The organism is Paenibacillus shirakamiensis (assembly GCF_017874255.1).
Taxonomy (GTDB): domain Bacteria; phylum Bacillota; class Bacilli; order Paenibacillales; family Paenibacillaceae; genus Fontibacillus; species Fontibacillus shirakamiensis.
In genome coordinates this window covers 29,185-47,090 of record NZ_JAGGLD010000002.1, presented here as the reverse complement: position 1 = coordinate 47,090, position 17,906 = coordinate 29,185, and the positions used below count along the sequence as shown (strand labels likewise).

Here is a 17,906-nt window from a genome sequence, read left to right as displayed (position 1 = left end):
AATGAAAGCAACTTGGGAAAAAATAGAGAAGAACCTTGGCGTTCTTGAGGTCGAAGTGGATGCAGATCGCGTATCTGCCGCACTGGATAAAGCTTTTAACAAAGTAGTAAAGAAAGCAAGCGTACCTGGATTCCGTAAAGGGAAAGTTCCACGGCCGATTTTTGAAGCGCGTTATGGGGTAGAATCTCTCTACCAAGACGCGATTGACATTCTGCTTCCTGAAGTATATTCCGAAGCTGTAGAGCAAACGGATATCTTCCCAGTAGATCGTCCAGAAGTGGACGTTGAGCAATTTGCAAAAGGACAAACCTTTAAGTTCAAAGCTCAAGTTACTGTTAAACCAGAAGTTACTCTTGGCGACTACAAAGGAATTGAAGTTGCTGCTGAGAATGTAGAAGTATCTGAAGAAGAAGTAGGCCAAGAGTTAGAGCGTCTACAACAACGTCATGCTGAACTGGTTGTTATCGAAGAAGAGACAGCTAAGAGCGGCGATACTGTAGTCATCGACTTTGATGGTTCTGTAGAGGGCGTACCTTTTGAAGGCGGTAAATCCGAACGTTATTCCTTGGAACTTGGAAGCAACTCTTTCATTCCAGGATTTGAAGACCAAGTAGTTGGAATGGCTACAGGTGACTTCAAAGACGTAACTGTTACTTTCCCTGAAGGCTACCAAGCTGAAGACCTTGCGGGCAAAGAAGCAGTCTTTAAAGTGAAAGTACACGAAATCAAACGCAAACAGCTTCCAGAACTTGATGATGAATTCGCAAAAGACGTAAGTGAATTCGACACACTTGATGAATATAAAGCAGACCTCAACAAACAACTTGCTGATCGTAAAGCCAAAGAAAATGAAGCTACTCGCGAGACTTACTTGGTTGACAAAATCGGTGAAGCTGCAGAAGTTGAAATTCCTAACGCTATGGTAGAAAGCGAAGTTCAAAATATGGTTCGTGATTTTGATAATCGTCTTCGTACACAAGGCATGAACTTGGATATGTTCCTAGGATTCTCTGGACAAACTATTCAAGACTTGCAAGATCAAATGCATGGAGACGCTCAAAAGCGTGTTCGTAACAACTTGGTTCTTGAACAAATCGCAAAAGAAGAGAATATCGAAGTATCTGAAGACGAATTGATGGAAGAATTGAATACGATGGCAGAAGCTTACAAACGTACGCCTGAAGAAATTCAACAAATTCTTGCTGCTAATGGTTCCCTAGGTAGCCTTCGTGAAGAAGTTCAACTTCGTAAAACAATTAAGTTCCTTTTGGACAACAGCAAAGAAGTTCCTGCTGATCAATTGGCTCCTGTTGAAGAAGTACAAGAAGAAGCTAAAGAAGAAGCAGAAGAAAAATAACATCAAACGGTTGTATTTAGGCTTCTAGAGCTAGTCATACACACCTATGCATTTACTAAGGCACGTATATTTATTGCGTGCCTTATTTTTCACCCGAGAAAGGTTACAATTTTTTCCATGAAACGTTGTGTGGGTTCAGCATAACCGATGTTAGTCTACTCATACACTGTAACATCCGTGAAAAATGACATAGGGCAATGAACATGTTAAAATAATGATGTGTTGCAAAGACGATATGGAAAAGAGGTTGGTCGCATGAGTCTCGTACCTATGGTTGTAGAAACAACGAATCGCGGAGAACGGTCTTACGATATCTATTCAAGACTGCTCAAAGATCGTATTATCTTCCTAAGCAACGCAATTGACGATGAAGTAGCCAATCTCGTAATTGCCCAGCTATTGTTTTTAGCTGCTGAAGATCCAGAGAAAGATATCCATCTGTACATCAATTCACCTGGTGGTTCTGTAACTGCGGGTATGGGTATTTATGATACAATGCAATTTATTCAACCGGATGTATCTACGATTTGTGTAGGTATGGCTGCCAGCATGGGTTCTTTGCTACTTACTGCAGGTGCGCCTGGCAAACGGTTTGCTTTGCCGAACAGTGAAGTCATGATTCACCAGCCTTTGGGCGGTGTGCAAGGTCAGGCCTCTGACATAAAGATTCACGCAGAATGGATCATCAAGACAAAGCAGAAGCTGAATCAAATCTATTTAGATCGTACGGGTCAAACCTTAGAGAAGATCGAACGTGATACCGACCGCGATTATTTCATGAGCGCGGAAGAAGCGATGTCATATGGGATTATTGACAAGGTGATAACCAAGCCCATTACATCATAAAGGGGTGCAACCAATCTATGTTCAAATTTAACGATGAAAAAGGACAGCTGAAATGTTCCTTCTGTGGCAAGTCCCAGGAGCAGGTCCGTAAGCTCGTAGCTGGACCAGGCGTTTATATATGTGATGAATGTATTGAACTTTGCACAGAAATCGTGGAGGAAGAACTCGGTCACGAAGAAGAGCTCGACCTTAAGGAAATTCCAAAACCACGTGATATCCGGGACATTTTGGATCAATACGTTATTGGACAGGACCAAGCGAAAAAGTCATTGTCTGTTGCGGTATACAATCATTACAAACGTGTAAATACGCAAAGTAAAATTGAAGATGTTGAGCTTCAAAAGAGTAACATTCTTCTTTTAGGACCAACAGGTTCAGGAAAGACGTTACTTGCTCAGACTATGGCTAAAATTTTGAATGTTCCTTTTGCCATTGCAGATGCAACTTCATTAACTGAAGCGGGCTATGTGGGTGAAGATGTTGAGAACATCTTGCTCAAATTGATTCAAGCTGCGGATTACGATGTAGAAAAAGCTGAACGGGGCATTATTTATATCGATGAAATTGATAAAGTAGCTCGCAAGTCGGAGAACCCTTCAATTACGCGCGATGTATCTGGTGAAGGTGTTCAACAAGCTTTGCTGAAGATTCTTGAAGGTACAGTGGCTTCGGTCCCTCCTCAAGGTGGACGCAAGCATCCTCATCAAGAGTTTATTCAAATTGATACAACGAACATTTTGTTTATTTGCGGCGGAGCCTTTGATGGTCTAGAGCAAATGATCAAACGTCGTGTGGGCAAAAAAGTCATCGGATTTAACGCCGTTGGCGATGGACAAAAAGAGCTCAAACCTGGTGAATATTTGGGTATGGTTCTTCCAGAAGATTTGCTTAAATTTGGATTGATTCCTGAATTTGTCGGTCGTCTACCGGTTATCTCCACACTAGAGCCGCTGGATGAGAAGACTTTAGTACGTATTCTTTCGGAACCGAAAAACGCGCTAGTGAAACAATATCAGAAGCTATTGGAGCTTGATAATGTGAAGCTAGAATTTGAAGATAAAGCCCTTGAAGCGATTGCGCGCGAAGCAATCAAACGCAACACGGGTGCCCGCGGACTCCGTGCTATTATTGAAGGCATTATGCTGGATGTAATGTATGAAGTACCTTCTCGTGATGATATTACGAATTGTGTGATTACGGAGAAGGTTGTGGAAGAACGTATTGTTCCTGAACTGCAAGTACAGAAGAGTGACAAACAAGAAGAAAGCGCCTAATCGTTTTTACGAAGGTGTGATTAAATAACATGCTTATTCTCCACCTCGCAGGTCTGTATAGGCCTTTAGCGGGGTGGAGTTTGGCGTTATGGGAGAGACCAGAGATGACATTCTTGAGACAGGACACCCGTCCCGTTAAAGTGGGCAATCTTACCATCGGTGGTAGTAATGAAGTTGTTATTCAGAGTATGTGTACGACCAAGACAGCTGATGTTGAGGCTACAGTAGCTGAGATTCTTCGACTGGAAGAAGCGGGTTGTCAATTGGTACGTGTGACTGTGAACAATGAAGAAGCAGCAGCAGCCATCAAAGAAATTAAGAAACGTATTCATATTCCGCTAGTTGCGGATATTCACTTCAATTACAAGTTAGCACTCCAAGCTATTGAGAATGGTATAGACAAAGTACGTATTAATCCAGGGAACATTGGTCGTCGTGAGAAAGTGGAAGCCGTGGTTAAAGCTTGTAAAGAACGCGGGATTCCTATTCGAATTGGTGTGAATGCAGGTTCTTTAGAGAATCATTTGTTGGAGAAATACGGTTACCCTACACCTGAGGCGATGGTGGAAAGTGCACTGTATCATATTAAGATTCTGGAAGAACTTGATTTTTATGATATCATCGTGTCACTTAAAGCTTCGGATGTTCCTATGGCGATTGCAGCGTATGCTAAGGCAGCAGAAGTTATTCCGTATCCTCTTCATTTAGGAATTACGGAAGCGGGAACTTTATTTACTGGGACAGTGAAAAGCGCAGCAGGAATTGGTGCACTTTTATCCATGGGAATAGGTTCGACCGTTCGAATCTCTTTGAGTGCAGATCCAGTAGAAGAAGTGAAAGTGGCACGTGAACTGCTCAAAACCTTCGGCTTAATTACAAATGCAGCTACGCTTGTCTCTTGTCCTACGTGTGGGCGCTTGGATATTGATCTATTCTCCATTGCCAATGAAGTGGAAGAGTATATCTCCAAGATTAAGGTACCGATTAAAGTATCGGTTCTCGGTTGCGCAGTGAATGGGCCCGGTGAGGCTAGAGAAGCAGATATTGGAATTGCAGGAGCTAGAGGAGAAGGATTATTATTCCGTTATGGAGAAATGATTCGTAAAGTGCCCGAAGCTGAACTGTTGAACGAACTCAAGAAAGAAATTGATCACATTGTAGAAGTGTTCGAACAAACGGGAGAGATTCCGGGTCGCAAAGAGCATATTTTAAGACCATAAAAATACAGAATAACCGTAGGCCGATCTCATCGTGCCTGCGGTTTTTTTGTTAGAATGACTTCTCTATTAAGAAGCTGTAAAAGGATGAAGAAAAACTTTGATATCGCGTTTACCCTCCATGAAAAAGGCTATACTACCATGTATTAGCTAATCGATAACGGGAGGTAGAGTACACATGGATTTGAGTTTGATTATCATGTCGGTGCAGTTGTTTTTTGCTGTAGTTATAGGTATCTATTTCTGGAATTTACTAAAAAGTCAGAAAGGAAATCGGTCTGCAGTGGACCGGGAATCACGCAAAGAAATGGATAAGCTTAAAAAACTGCGTGCTGTGTCGTTAACGAAACCTCTGGCAGAGCGGGCTAGGCCAGCCACGATGAATGATATTGTGGGACAAAAAGATGGACTGCGTGCACTCAAAGCTGCACTGTGTAGTGCAAATCCTCAGCATGTTATTGTCTACGGTCCTCCTGGAGTGGGCAAGACCGCAGCAGCTAGGGTTGTCATGGAAGAGGCGAAAAAGAATCCCACATCTCCTTTTCGGTCTGATGCTAAATTCACCGAAATTGATGCAACAACGGCTAGATTTGATGAGCGTGGGATTGCCGATCCTCTGATAGGCTCAGTTCATGATCCCATCTATCAAGGCGCAGGCGCTATGGGCGTTGCGGGTATTCCACAACCTAAGCCTGGGGCGGTAACGAAAGCGCATGGTGGAATCTTGTTCATTGATGAGATTGGTGAACTCCATCCCATTCAAATCAACAAACTCCTTAAGGTATTAGAAGATCGAAAGGTTTTCTTGGAAAGTGCTTATTATAACTCAGAAGACCAAGGAACCCCTGCTTATATTCATGATATTTTTCAAAATGGTTTACCCGCTGATTTTCGTCTTGTAGGGGCGACGACACGTTCGCCGCAAGATTTGCCTCCCGCACTTCGTTCACGTTGCATGGAAGTATTCTTTCGGCCTCTTTTGCCCGAAGAGATTGCACAGATTGCTGAGGATGCTGTGAGACGAATTGGATTTCTACCTTGCTCAGAGGCTGTGGATGTCATTAAGAAGTTTGCTACAAATGGCCGAGAAGCAGTAAATATGGTCCAACTTGCAGCGGGTCTGGCCTTAACAGAGAAGCGAAATCAGCTGAGTGCTACGGATCTGGAGTGGGTGGCGACAAGCAGTCAACTCGTTCCTCGTCCAGAGCGTAAGATTCATACGAACCCTCAAGTAGGCGTTGTGAATGGTCTAGCTGTGTATGGACCGAATATGGGTACCCTGCTTGAGATTGAAGCTACAGCTGTTTTAACTACCAGTAAAGTAGGAAGCTTTACGATTACTGGGGTTGTAGATGAAGAAGAAATTGGCGGAGGAAATCGGACACTACGCCGCAAAAGCATGGCCAAAGGTTCGATCGAAAATGTACTCACTGTGTTAAAGAGTATCGGTCTGGATCCTAGTCTATATGATCTGCACATTAATTTTCCTGGTGGAACACCCATCGACGGCCCATCTGCCGGTCTGGCTATGGCTGTAGCGATCACGTCAGCTATGCAAAAAATTCCGGTAGATCACCGAATTGCTATGACTGGAGAACTTGGAATCCATGGAAAAGTTAAGCCAATAGGTGGGGTGGTCGCCAAAGTTGAAGCTGCTTTTCAAGCGGGAGCTACGACAGTACTAGTGCCTAAAGAAAACTGGCAATCGATGTTCGAAGGGCTGGAAGGCGTACGTGTAATTGCTGTAGAGACGGTTCAGGAAGCCTTTGGACATATCTTCGGAGCCCCAAAAGAGAAAAACACAGAAATTCAGCTCCCAGGGGACTTGTTCAATCCGCCAGCAGCTTCCTTCTTTCATGCGGATTCACCCCGTGGTGAGAACATCTAGAAGAAAGTATTTACCAATGAAGAGCGGCTGCTGAGCAGTCGCTCTTCATTGGTGTTTTGGTTCAATATTTGTTAAAATAACAATGATATTTCCTGACCAGCCGTGAAATTAGCGCCTGCTGAGGTAGAATGTACGTAACTTAGAGAACTCTGGGAGGTGCGAATACGATGGGAAGCCATAAAGCTAAAAATCGACGTTTTCCTTTACTTCCATTGCGGGGTTTACTTGTTTATCCGAGTATGGTCCTTCATCTAGATGTAGGTCGGGATAAGTCGGTAAAGGCACTGGAAAAGGCGATGGTGGACGATAATTTGATTCTCCTCTGTTCTCAGTCAGAAGTGAACATTGAAGAACCTACGCAAGAAGATATATTTCGTATTGGTACAGTAGCGAAAGTGAGACAAATGCTGAAGTTACCTAACGGTACGATTCGTGTGCTGGTTGAAGGCACGGAACGGGCCGAAATTATAGAGTATCTAGACAATGAGGAATATTATGAAGTTCTAGCGAAGGAACTGCCTGAGGAGGAATCTACAGACCCTGAAGTGGATGCCTTGATGCGTACAGTTCTGACCCAGTTTGAGCACTACATTAACTTATCTAAGAAAGTCACTCCAGAGACATTAGCAGCCGTATCCGATATCGAAGAACCAGGCCGACTTGCTGATGTAATTACGAGCCATCTTTCTTTGAAAATTAAAGATAAGCAGGAAATTTTAGAGACGGTAGATGTAAGAGCAAGACTAGAAAAATTACTCGACATATTAAATAATGAGCGTGAAGTGCTGGAGTTGGAACGCAAAATTAGCCAGCGTGTGAAAAAGCAAATGGAGAAGACTCAGAAGGAGTATTATCTTCGGGAGCAGATGAAGGCTATTCAGAAGGAACTTGGAGAAAAAGAAGGCCGAGCTGGTGAAATTGAAGAATTGCGTGGGCAATTAGAAGATAAACAACTTCCAGAGAAGATTCATGAGAAAGTAAGTAAAGAGATTGATCGACTGGAGAAAATGCCTTCTAGTTCCGCGGAAGGCGGCGTTATACGTAATTATGTGGACTGGTTACTTAGCTTACCTTGGTCGGCCTCGACGGAAGATGATTTGGATCTAGATAAAGCAGAGCAAGTACTGAATGAGGATCACTATGGTCTAGAGAAACCGAAAGAACGGGTTCTTGAATACTTAGCTGTTCAGCAACTGGTCAAGAAGTTAAAGGGACCTATACTTTGTCTTGTAGGACCTCCTGGTGTCGGCAAGACTTCCCTCGCTAGGTCTATTGCTCGATCGCTTGGAAGACAGTTCGTGCGGATTTCTTTAGGGGGAGTTCGAGACGAAGCTGAAATTCGTGGGCATCGTAGAACGTATGTGGGAGCCATGCCAGGACGGATTATTCAAGGAATGAAGACAGCAGGTACACTGAATCCAGTCTTTTTGCTTGATGAAATTGATAAAATGGCCTCAGATTTCCGTGGAGATCCTTCCGCTGCCCTATTAGAGGTACTTGATCCAGAGCAGAATAACACATTCAGTGATCATTTTGTAGAGCTTCCTTTTGACTTGTCCAATGTTATGTTTGTTACGACGGCCAATGCTGTTCACAATATTCCACGTCCCTTACTAGATCGCATGGAAATGTTATTTATTCCTGGATATACAGAGCTGGAGAAACTTCAAATTGCAACAAGATATCTACTACCCAAACAGCAGCGTGAACACGGACTACGTGCGGAGCAACTTGTTGTAGGGGAAGAGGCTCTACTTCGAACGATTCGTGAGTATACAAGGGAGTCAGGCGTTCGTAATCTGGAACAACAGGTCGCTTCTTTGGCACGTAAAGCCGCAAAGCGTATTGTTTCTGATAAAATAGAATCAATCGTCATTGAAGCCGGTGATATTCAGGATTATCTAGGACCCTCCAAGTTCCGTTATGGGGTAGCTGAATTAGAAGACCAGATTGGTACCGTAACAGGTCTGGCATGGACTGAAGTAGGCGGGGAGACTTTAGTTATTGAAGTTACCGTTGTTCCTGGTTCGGGCAAGCTCATTTTGACAGGTAAACTTGGGGATGTCATGAAGGAATCTGCACAAGCCGCATTCAGTTACACTCGCTCTAAAGCGGGAGAATTAGGTATTGCTTCAGACTTCCATGAGAAAAATGATATTCATATTCACATCCCTGAAGGTGCGATTCCGAAAGACGGACCGTCTGCTGGCATTACGATTGCTACAGCTTTGATTTCAGCCCTAACCAATCGATATGTTTCTAAAGATATTGCTATGACCGGTGAAATTACATTGCGCGGACGAGTATTGCCAATTGGTGGACTCAAGGAGAAATCGCTTGCAGCTCATCGCGCGGGGTATAAGAAAGTTCTTTTACCCAAAGACAATGAACGTGATTTAGGGGATATTCCAGAGAGTATTAGGAATGAGTTGGAATTTGTTCCGGTATCCCATATGGACCAAGTACTTCAACATGCCCTAGTGGCCCCGTCTGAAGTGCATTAGAGAGGAACAAGCCGAGAATGAAAGTTAACTATGCCAATTTTATTATCAGTGCCGTAAGGCCTGAACAATTTCCAGAGGATGGTCTGCCAGAGATAGGTCTGGCTGGCCGTTCTAACGTGGGCAAATCTTCATTGATTAATCGAATGATTAATCGTAAGAATCTAGCAAGAACCAGCTCTACACCAGGGAAAACTCAACATTTGAACTATTACCGTATTAATGAAGATCTCTACTTTGTAGATTTTCCTGGCTATGGATATGCCAAAGTCTCAAAGACACAGCGTCAGGTGTGGGGGAAGATGATTGAACAATATCTGATGAATCGAGAGCAGCTCCGCTTGCTGTTACTCATTATCGATCTGCGTCATCCGCCTTCCAAAGATGATGAGCTAATGTATGATTGGTTGAAGCATTATGATCTCCCGGTCTGCGTAGTGGCTACGAAGGCGGACAAAATCCCTAGAAGCCGCTGGCAAAAACATCTAAAAATTATAAAAGATGCGTTAGTTCTTAGGGCTGGCGATGAATTAATTATGTTCTCTTCTGAAGTAGGGACGGGTAAGGAAGAACTTTGGAATGTAATCACTAAGCATATGAAGGATGACTCGGATTTAGCAGAGACGGTTCATGTGGAACCGGGATTAGATTAAGAGGATTTGGCAGGATTAGTAGGGAAAACGAGAAGTACCAGCAGGAAAGTGAGCATGCTAATGGATATGCACTCAAAAACTGCTCAAATTCCTATTTTTACAATAATTCGCTGGAAAATCATGATTTAAACGCCGAGCATTTGTTTTAATGAGTAGTGTATAATAATTTCAAAGGATAAAGAATTGAGGAGATTTTATGGCTCAGCGGATAGCCACAGAGTATATAAATGCCAGTTTGCAGTTGTCGGAAGTTCAAATGGCCGAGTTTATTCATACCGTAGGAGATCCTCATGTCAGACAGCGAATTAAAGTTCTGGATGGCGGAGGTCAGGAAGTTGTCCTAGTGGATGATGAAGGAGAAGAATTGCATTTGCCTTTTGACCGCAGAGATGGCTATTACGTCTGTAATGCCTCTTTTCGTCTGGTAAAGCCGCGAATTACCAATGTAGTACGTCGATTGTTTGCTGCTTTTAAAGGTTCGGGTATCGTAAGCAGAATTTATGAAGGTACGAATGTGATATATCACTATGAAGCTGGCCGAGTTCGGAAGATTGAAGAGCATCATGGAGTATCTACTCGACTGGTCTACGAATATAAGAACACGGTTGAAGAACTGAATAGACTATTTTGCTCGAATGAGGTTGAGTTAGAGATTTATCAGATTCAGCGCGGAATTAATGAACTTTTAGATCAGCGCTTCAAACCACTAAATGAACAAGATATTATGCAGATAGATCATCAGCTTACACTTTACACCCAGCGGTTATTCGCATTAGAAGCCTAATACATACTGCCCCTTTTCAGGGGTGGTATTTTTTCTGAGGAAAATTGTAAAAAGTATTGCATTTGTCATGAATAGATGTTATTTTTAATCTCGTTGAAAAGAATATAGGAACCAGGATTCACTCAGGACATTGAATGTTACGAGAGATTTTTCCCTCGGGAAGTGAATGACGTAGGTCCTAGCGGATGAAATTTTTCAAACATTTTATTCCTAGGAAGGGGGAACCGGAAGATGGAATATTCAACTTTCGGAAGACACGTTGCTGTTGATACTTGGGGAGTCGACTTTGAGGTGCTTAACAACGCGGAATTACTGCAATCCCATTTAGTTGAGGCGGCAGAAGCGTGCGGAGCTACAGTACTGTCGGTACAGTCTAAGCAATTCGAACCACAAGGGGCTACGGTCCTTGTCATGTTGTCAGAGAGCCATCTCTCGATTCATACGTATCCTGAGAGAGGTTTTGCAGCCGTTGATTGCTACACTTGTGGAGAGACAGTAGATCCACAACTAGCTATTGATTACCTGGTGTCCATATTAAAACCGGAAAAAGTATATGCGAAGAAATTGATTCGCGGTTTAGGCGAGCTTCAGGTGGAGACTCCTGCAATGGCCCAAGCCCAACTTATATAACGGACTGAATTTTTTACACAAACAAATGGACGTCATCATAGAGTATTACTCTGTGGGACAGTAAGATAACCATGGATGATTCCATGGTTATTTGTTTTTAGAGCTATAAATATGTTTACAAATCTATAGATCTTCATAAACTATTCATATTCATTTCGAAGTAATCCAAAATGTCTGTGATATAATTAACGAAGACGAGCAATACTAATTCTACTAACTATAGAGGCAGGAGGACTTGCAATGCACATCGTCGTAGTCGGGTTGAACTATCGGACGGCGCCTGTGGAGGTCAGAGAACGCTTTACATTTGCCGACAAAGATATGCCCGCAGCGCTGGCGGAGTTAAAACGTACCAAGAGTGTATTGGAAGGCGTTATTATTGCGACCTGCAACCGTACGGAAATATATGTCGTAATCGATCGATTACAAATGTGTGGCTATGAAATCCGCAGCTTTATTGAACAATGGTTCGGGGTATCCCGTCAGGAATTCACCCAACATTTATATATGTATGAAGATGATCAAGCTATACGTCATCTGTTCCGCGTAGGATGTGGTTTGGATTCGATGGTGCTGGGTGAGACACAGATCTTAGGACAAGTGAAGCAGTCTTTTCTTCAAGCACAGACAGAGAAGGCCACAGGTACGTGGTTCAATATGCTATTCAAACAAGTAATTACGCTTAGCAAGCGGGCTCATTCCGAGACTTCAATTGGAGAAAGTGCCGTATCCGTGAGTTATGCAGCCGTTGAATTAGGCAAGCGGATTTTTGGTGATTTTACGGGGAAAAAGGTTCTGATTTTAGGTGCAGGGAAGATGAGTGAACTCACAGTTAAGCATCTGTATTCTAACGGTGCGGAGCAAGTGTTGGTGGCTAATCGGACCTTTGCTAGAGCCCAGGAACTGGCTAGCAAATTCAACGGACTACCTTGTACCATGCAAGAGGCGATGGAACACATTAAGGATGTAGATATTATTATCAGTTCTACAGGGGCTGAAGGTTATGTCCTTACATCCTCCCAAGTGACACAAAGTATGAAAAAGAGACCTTCTCGGCCTTTATTTATGATTGATATTGCGGTACCGCGGGATATAGAACCCGCGATCTCAGACTTGAAAAATGTATTTTTGTACGATATCGATGATCTTGAGGGTATAGTAGAGAGCAATATGGAAATGAGACGCACCGAAGCGGCTAAAATTGAACGTATGATTGATGCGGAAATGGCTGCTTTTGCGAACTGGCTGCAAACGCTTGGTGTCAAACCTGTCATTCGTGCCTTACAAGATAAGTCTTCTTCTATTCATGAAGATACTTTAGAAAGTCTTTTCAATAAGCTTCCAGAGCTAGATGAACATCAGCGAAAAGTGATTCGTCGATTAACTAAGAGTATTGTGAACCAGATGATGCATGATCCAATTAACCGAATTAAAGAACTCGCTGCTGACAAGCGCGGAGATCAGGCATTGGATATGTTCACACAGATTTTTGCGCTCGAAGAGCAGCTTGCTACATCTCAAACCTCAGCGGACACGAATAAAGAAGACGTTCTGCCCAAACTTAAGGTTAATGAATCTATTAAGGACAGAGCGCTAAGCATGGCTCAGGTGTCTATTTAAGGCGGTGAGGAGCCGTGGCACTTCTAAACGGAACGTATGACGCGATTATTTATATTTATGCCCTGAGCCTTCTTTTATATTTCTCGGACTGCATTCGCCGGAATGGGAGTGCCAAGAGGATGGGCGCAGGGCTTTTGGTTTGTGTGCTCCTTCTTCAATTATTTAGTTTCAGCATGCGGTTTTTGCATAATGGCTCAGGTATTCTCTTTTCGAATTATGATTTTTTCTTCCTCATATGCATAAGTCTGGTCATTACAGCTTTGATACTCACATTTCTGAAAAAATCAGAGTTTACTGCATTTCTAATTAACCTTATTGGATTCATCCTTACTATATTAAATCGATTAAGTTCATCGTCAGATGCTTATGCCTTAGATCACTGGCATGCTGTGCAAGGACTACTCAGTCTGCATATTATTTTAGCCGGTCTTAGTTATGTAGCCTTCACGCTGTCGGCCGTATTTGCAGTCATGTATTGGTTCCTACACCGTAGGCTAAAATTAAAGAAATGGAATGATACGGTAAGGCGATTTCCAAGCTTAGAGAAGCTGGAGAAGTACGTGAATGTATCAATGATCTGGGGTACTTTTTTATTGGCCGTCTCTCTAAGTATTGCTGTATCGATTGTCGTAGCAGAGAATCGATGGGACATATTAGAAGATATGAAGGTATTGTTCTCTTTTGTGGCATTGGTGATTTATCTCTTGTATTTTGCAGGAAGACGAATGAAACGCTACACGGGGATGTCGATGGCTAAATGGGCTCTGATTGGGTATATAGTGACAATAAGTAATTTTTTACTAAATTCTTGGTCCGCATTTCATCAATGGACGGGAGGTAACTAATCAGTGAATTCTTCCTATCTCCCCATTATGTTAAAAGGAAATACGGTTACTGCCATCGTCATTGGTGGAGGAGTCGTAGCAGAACGAAAGGTAAAGTCGCTCTTGAAGGCAGGAGCGGCTGTTCGTGTAGTTAGTCCTAAGTTAACCGCTTGGTTAACAGAGCAATGGACGAGAGAGCGAATTACATGCTTGCTTCGGCCCTATCAGGCAGGTGATGTGAGGGACGCTCATCTCGTATATGCCGCAACAGATCAGGTTTCAATAAATGCAAAGATCGTAGATGAGGCTAATCGTGCACATATTCCCGTGAATAGGGCAGATCAAGGGGATATGGGAACATTCCTATCGCCTAGTGTTCTTTCCCGAGGGAATTTAGTGATCGCAGTAAGTACGCTCGGTGCAGGTCCTTTAGCAGCCGTACAAATAACGAAAGAACTTCAGCATCAATATGGCCCTGAATACGAGCATTACTTGGATATCCTAAGCTTGATCCGATCCACAGTGAAGCAACATGAACCCGATATTCAAAAGCGGCGTAAGCTGCTCCAAGCTGCATTAAATATGGATTTAATGCAATATGTCCGTTCCGAACAATTCAAAATGTGGGATGAATCCGATGTCCTTCGCTGGATGAAACATAATAACGATGGACGAACTTACATAAAGGAGATTGATTGATATGCGTACCATTGTCGTAGGCACTAGACAGAGCCAATTAGCACTTACACAGACAGGTCAAGTGATTAATGCACTAAAACAAATCTGCGAACTGCAAGCTTTGCCTTTCCAATTTGAAATTCGCAAAATACTTACCAAAGGAGATCAGATCCTAGATGTTACCTTGTCTAAGGTGGGGGGGAAAGGTCTTTTTGTCAAAGAGATTGAGCAGGCCATGATGGATAAAGAAATTGATCTTGCGGTGCATAGCATGAAAGATATGCCTTCCGAGTTACCCGAGGGACTCATGACTGGAGCTGTACCGCGCAGAGTAGATCCTAGAGATGCACTGATTTCGCGGGTTGGTACAACACTGGATGAACTACCCCAAGGCGCTAAAGTGGGAACGAGTAGTCTGCGTAGAGCAAGTCAGCTCAAAGCTTATCGTCCTGACCTACATATTGAATCCATACGTGGCAACATTGATTCTAGACTACGCAAGCTAGAGACAGAAGGATTCGACGCGATTATATTGGCAGCCGCGGGCCTCTACCGAATGGGATGGGAAGATCGAATTACTTCCTTTTTACCCGTGGATATTTGTCTTCCTGCCGTAGGGCAAGGAGCACTTGGAATCGAATGCCGTGAAGAGGATGAGGAAGTAAGGCATCTTTTATCGTTATATAATGATCCAGATACCGCGGCCACCGTTGCTGCTGAACGCAGTTTCCTCGGTTCACTTAACGGAGGATGTCAGGTTCCGATCGGTGCTTTTGCTTCCCTGCATAATAAAGAATGGGGAGATGAAACACCCGAGGGAGGTATACGCTTAACGGGTATGGTAGGTTCACCGGATGGAACTGTGATCTTGAAAGAAACCGCATCAGGCGAGCGTCCGCATGAGCTCGGAGAGCAGGTAGCTGAAATGCTGCGAAGTAGAGGAGCAGAAGAAATATTGTCAGAAGTTAGGGGCTGAGGTTAGGTGGGGGGAAAGGTCTACTTGGTGGGAGCAGGGCCCGGTGCTGCTAATTTAATTACAGTAAAGGGATTAACGTGCATTCAAAGAGCTGATGTCGTGGTCTATGACCGGCTTGCGAATCCGAGGTTGCTGAAAAAAATGAAGCCCGGTGCACAAAAAGTATATGTGGGGAAATTACCGGATCGACATACGATGAAGCAGGAAGAGATTAATCAGCTTTTGGTGGATTTGGCATTAGAAGACAAGGTTGTGACTCGGTTGAAAGGCGGAGATCCCACAATATTCGGACGTGTAGGGGAAGAAGCAGAACTTCTTCGAGAGCATGGAATTCCTTACGAAATTGTTCCAGGCATTACATCCGCTATTTCGGTGCCTGCTTATGCGGGCATACCTGTTACTCATAGAGATTATGCCTCTTCCTTGTCCATTATTACAGGTCACGAAAGTCCAGATAAGCTGGATTATTCAATTCAATGGGACAAACTAACCGAGGCTACCGGAACCTTGATCTTTATGATGGGGGTTGCCAAGATTGGGTATATTAGCAGACAACTGATGAAGCATGGTAGATCAGCTCAGACTCCTGTCGCGTTGGTCAGGTGGGGAACTCGTGCGGAACAAGGGACATTAATAGGAACACTTGAAAATATTGAGGACAAAGTGCTACAAGCTGATTTCAAACCCCCTGCTGTTATTGTAGTAGGAGATGTAGTCTTGCAAAGGGATAAGTTGAAATGGGCTGAAGATATGCCTCTATTTGGAAAAAGAATTTTAGTTACACGCGCACGCGCCCAGGCTAGCGAACTTGTAGACGCCATTGAGGACATGGGCGGTGAACCGTACGAATTCCCTGTGATTGAGACCCGTCTTCCCCAAGAGGAGGCGACTTTAGCTTCGACGGCCCTTGCACTCAAGCAACTGAAGGAGTACGATTGGGTCTTCTTTACCAGTGTGAATGGTGTGCGATATTTCTTTGAACATCTCACCTTATTGGGGTTAGATGTAAGAGAGTTATTCACAGCTCGAATTGTTGCGGTAGGCCCCGCTACACAAGAAGAATTGCGGCGCTACGGCATTGTAGCAGAACCTCTTCCAGAGAAGTTTCAAGCAGAAGGTCTAATGGAGGCGTATGGAGAAGAATTGTTAACTGGACAAAAAATTCTCCTCGCTAAAGGGAACCTTGCCCGAACTTGGCTTCCCACATGTCTACGAGAACGAGGCTTGGAAGTTACGGAAGCCATCGTGTATGAGACGGTCCCTACTTGTGAAGAGGATCTGGAATTATTAAAGTTATTGGATGAAGACGGTATTCATGGCATTACCTTTACCAGTTCATCTACAGTCACTAACTTAATGAATAGGCTGACTCAAATGGGAATGGAAGATCCTAAAGCAATCTTGAAGTCTATAGATAGTTTCTGCATTGGTCCGGTGACGGCAGCAACAGCGCGTGAAGCTGGACTCAAGGTTACCTCAGTGGCCGAACAAGCTACACTAGAGAGCCTACTTACTGCCCTCTGTACATGGAATGCAGCAGAAGTGTTGTCGGCGCAGCGTTAATTTCACAAATACAGGCACTTCAAGACTGAAAAAAAATTGAAGCGCTTTTCAATAGGAGGCATTTTTTTATGACATTTCCAAACGTACGTCATCGTCGTCTGCGTCAGTCCGCAGGCATTCGAGGTTTAGTTCGAGAGACCGTCTTAACGGTGGATGATTTCATTCAACCCATTTTTGTTACCTACGGTACAGAGGTTAAGAACGAGATTAGCTCTATGCCGGGCGTGTATCATTTCTCTTTGGATACTTTGGAAGATGAACTGAAAGAAATTGTGGATCTGGGTATTTCATCGGTTCTACTGTTTGGAATTCCGTCAGAGAAGGATAGCATCGGTTCTTCAGGTTTTGATGAACATGGTATTGTGCAAGAAGCGACGCGGGTCATCAAACGGTTATATCCAGACCTTCTGGTTGTCGCAGATACCTGTCTATGTGAGTTCACAGATCATGGACACTGCGGCATGGTACACACATTCGAGCGTGATGGCCATATCCATGGAGATGTACTGAACGATGAATCGTTGGCGCTGCTCACTCGTACAGCCGTATCTCAAGCACAGGCAGGCGCAGATATTATTGCACCTTCGAACATGATGGATGGTTTTGTACAAGCGATTCGTGCGGGCTTGGATGCTGCAGGCTATGCTCACATTCCCATCATGTCGTATTCCGTAAAATATGCCTCTGCCTTTTATGGACCTTTCCGGGAGGCAGCAGATTCGGCACCTCAGTTCGGAGACCGCAAGTCTTATCAGATGGACCCCGCCAATGTTCGCGAAGCGCTTAGAGAAGCTGAATCGGATGTGCAAGAAGGAGCCGATATGTTGATGGTCAAACCCGCTCTTGCTTTTATGGACATCATTCGTTTGCTTCGGGACCAATTCGATCTTCCGCTTGTAGCTTATAATGTGAGTGGGGAGTATTCCATGGTGAAAGCAGCAGCACAGCAAGGATGGATTAACGAGCGAGCGATTGTGACAGAGATGTTACTTGGTATGAAACGAGCAGGTGCAGACATCATTATCACTTATTTTGCCAAAGATATGGCTCGCTGGTTGCGGGACTAAAAAATACACGACTACACAGGGGAGTGTT

General features: G+C 43.7%; 15 protein-coding genes. All 15 read left to right on the top strand.

Going from position 1 to position 17,906, the window contains the following annotated elements; all coding sequences use genetic code 11:
* The first annotated feature begins 1 nt into the window (after position 1).
* The 15 genes from tig to hemB all read left to right on the top strand — a co-directional run bounded on the left by tig (position 2) and on the right by hemB (position 17,878).
* Positions 2-1,357, top strand: coding sequence for a trigger factor (gene tig, locus J2Z69_RS07075; protein WP_209860658.1), 1,356 nt, complete (start codon positions 2-4; stop codon positions 1,355-1,357).
* 255 nt (positions 1,358-1,612) lie between these two features.
* Positions 1,613-2,203, top strand: coding sequence for an ATP-dependent Clp endopeptidase proteolytic subunit ClpP (gene clpP / locus J2Z69_RS07070; RefSeq protein ID WP_209860656.1), 591 nt, complete (start codon positions 1,613-1,615; stop codon positions 2,201-2,203).
* A gap of 17 nt (positions 2,204-2,220) precedes the next feature.
* On the top strand, positions 2,221-3,477 hold the full coding sequence (clpX, locus tag J2Z69_RS07065) for an ATP-dependent protease ATP-binding subunit ClpX (RefSeq protein ID WP_209860654.1): 1,257 nt from the start codon (positions 2,221-2,223) through the stop codon (positions 3,475-3,477).
* A 104-nt stretch (positions 3,478-3,581) separates the two neighbouring features.
* The gene (gene ispG / locus J2Z69_RS07060; RefSeq protein ID WP_209860652.1) at positions 3,582-4,697 is read left to right on the top strand and encodes a flavodoxin-dependent (E)-4-hydroxy-3-methylbut-2-enyl-diphosphate synthase; all 1,116 of its coding nucleotides are present in this window, start codon (positions 3,582-3,584) and stop codon (positions 4,695-4,697) included.
* Between the two features lie 175 nt (positions 4,698-4,872).
* On the top strand, positions 4,873-6,582 hold the full coding sequence (gene lonB, locus J2Z69_RS07055; protein ID WP_209860650.1) for an ATP-dependent protease LonB: 1,710 nt from the start codon (positions 4,873-4,875) through the stop codon (positions 6,580-6,582).
* A gap of 167 nt (positions 6,583-6,749) precedes the next feature.
* Positions 6,750-9,086 carry an endopeptidase La gene (gene lon / locus J2Z69_RS07050; RefSeq protein ID WP_209860648.1) on the top strand — a complete coding sequence of 779 codons (2,337 nt, stop codon included), beginning with the start codon at positions 6,750-6,752 and terminating at the stop codon, positions 9,084-9,086.
* Between the two features lie 17 nt (positions 9,087-9,103).
* Positions 9,104-9,736 carry a ribosome biogenesis GTP-binding protein YihA/YsxC gene (gene yihA / locus J2Z69_RS07045; RefSeq protein WP_209860646.1) on the top strand — a complete coding sequence of 211 codons (633 nt, stop codon included), beginning with the start codon at positions 9,104-9,106 and terminating at the stop codon, positions 9,734-9,736.
* 196 nt (positions 9,737-9,932) lie between these two features.
* A complete protein-coding gene (locus J2Z69_RS07040; protein WP_209860644.1) occupies positions 9,933-10,520 on the top strand; it encodes a non-ribosomal peptide synthetase module in 588 nt (195 codons plus the stop codon).
* A 231-nt stretch (positions 10,521-10,751) separates the two neighbouring features.
* The gene (speD, locus tag J2Z69_RS07035; RefSeq protein WP_209860642.1) at positions 10,752-11,150 is read left to right on the top strand and encodes an adenosylmethionine decarboxylase; all 399 of its coding nucleotides are present in this window, start codon (positions 10,752-10,754) and stop codon (positions 11,148-11,150) included.
* A 240-nt stretch (positions 11,151-11,390) separates the two neighbouring features.
* Positions 11,391-12,770: a glutamyl-tRNA reductase gene (hemA, locus tag J2Z69_RS07030; RefSeq protein WP_209860640.1), complete on the top strand. Its 1,380-nt coding sequence runs from the start codon at positions 11,391-11,393 to the stop codon at positions 12,768-12,770.
* Positions 12,771-12,784: 14 nt separating this feature from the next.
* Positions 12,785-13,615, top strand: a complete 831-nt coding sequence (ccsA, locus tag J2Z69_RS07025) for a cytochrome c biogenesis protein CcsA (protein ID WP_342591568.1) — start codon at positions 12,785-12,787, stop codon at positions 13,613-13,615.
* Positions 13,616-13,618: 3 nt separating this feature from the next.
* Positions 13,619-14,293, top strand: a complete 675-nt coding sequence (locus J2Z69_RS07020) for a precorrin-2 dehydrogenase/sirohydrochlorin ferrochelatase family protein (protein WP_209860638.1) — start codon at positions 13,619-13,621, stop codon at positions 14,291-14,293.
* Position 14,294: 1 nt separating this feature from the next.
* A complete protein-coding gene (gene hemC / locus J2Z69_RS07015) occupies positions 14,295-15,248 on the top strand; it encodes a hydroxymethylbilane synthase (protein ID WP_209860636.1) in 954 nt (317 codons plus the stop codon).
* A 6-nt stretch (positions 15,249-15,254) separates the two neighbouring features.
* Positions 15,255-16,811: a uroporphyrinogen-III C-methyltransferase gene (gene cobA / locus J2Z69_RS07010; RefSeq protein ID WP_209860634.1), complete on the top strand. Its 1,557-nt coding sequence runs from the start codon at positions 15,255-15,257 to the stop codon at positions 16,809-16,811.
* A gap of 68 nt (positions 16,812-16,879) precedes the next feature.
* Positions 16,880-17,878: a porphobilinogen synthase gene (gene hemB, locus J2Z69_RS07005; protein WP_209860633.1), complete on the top strand. Its 999-nt coding sequence runs from the start codon at positions 16,880-16,882 to the stop codon at positions 17,876-17,878.
* Positions 17,879-17,906 lie beyond the last annotated feature (28 nt).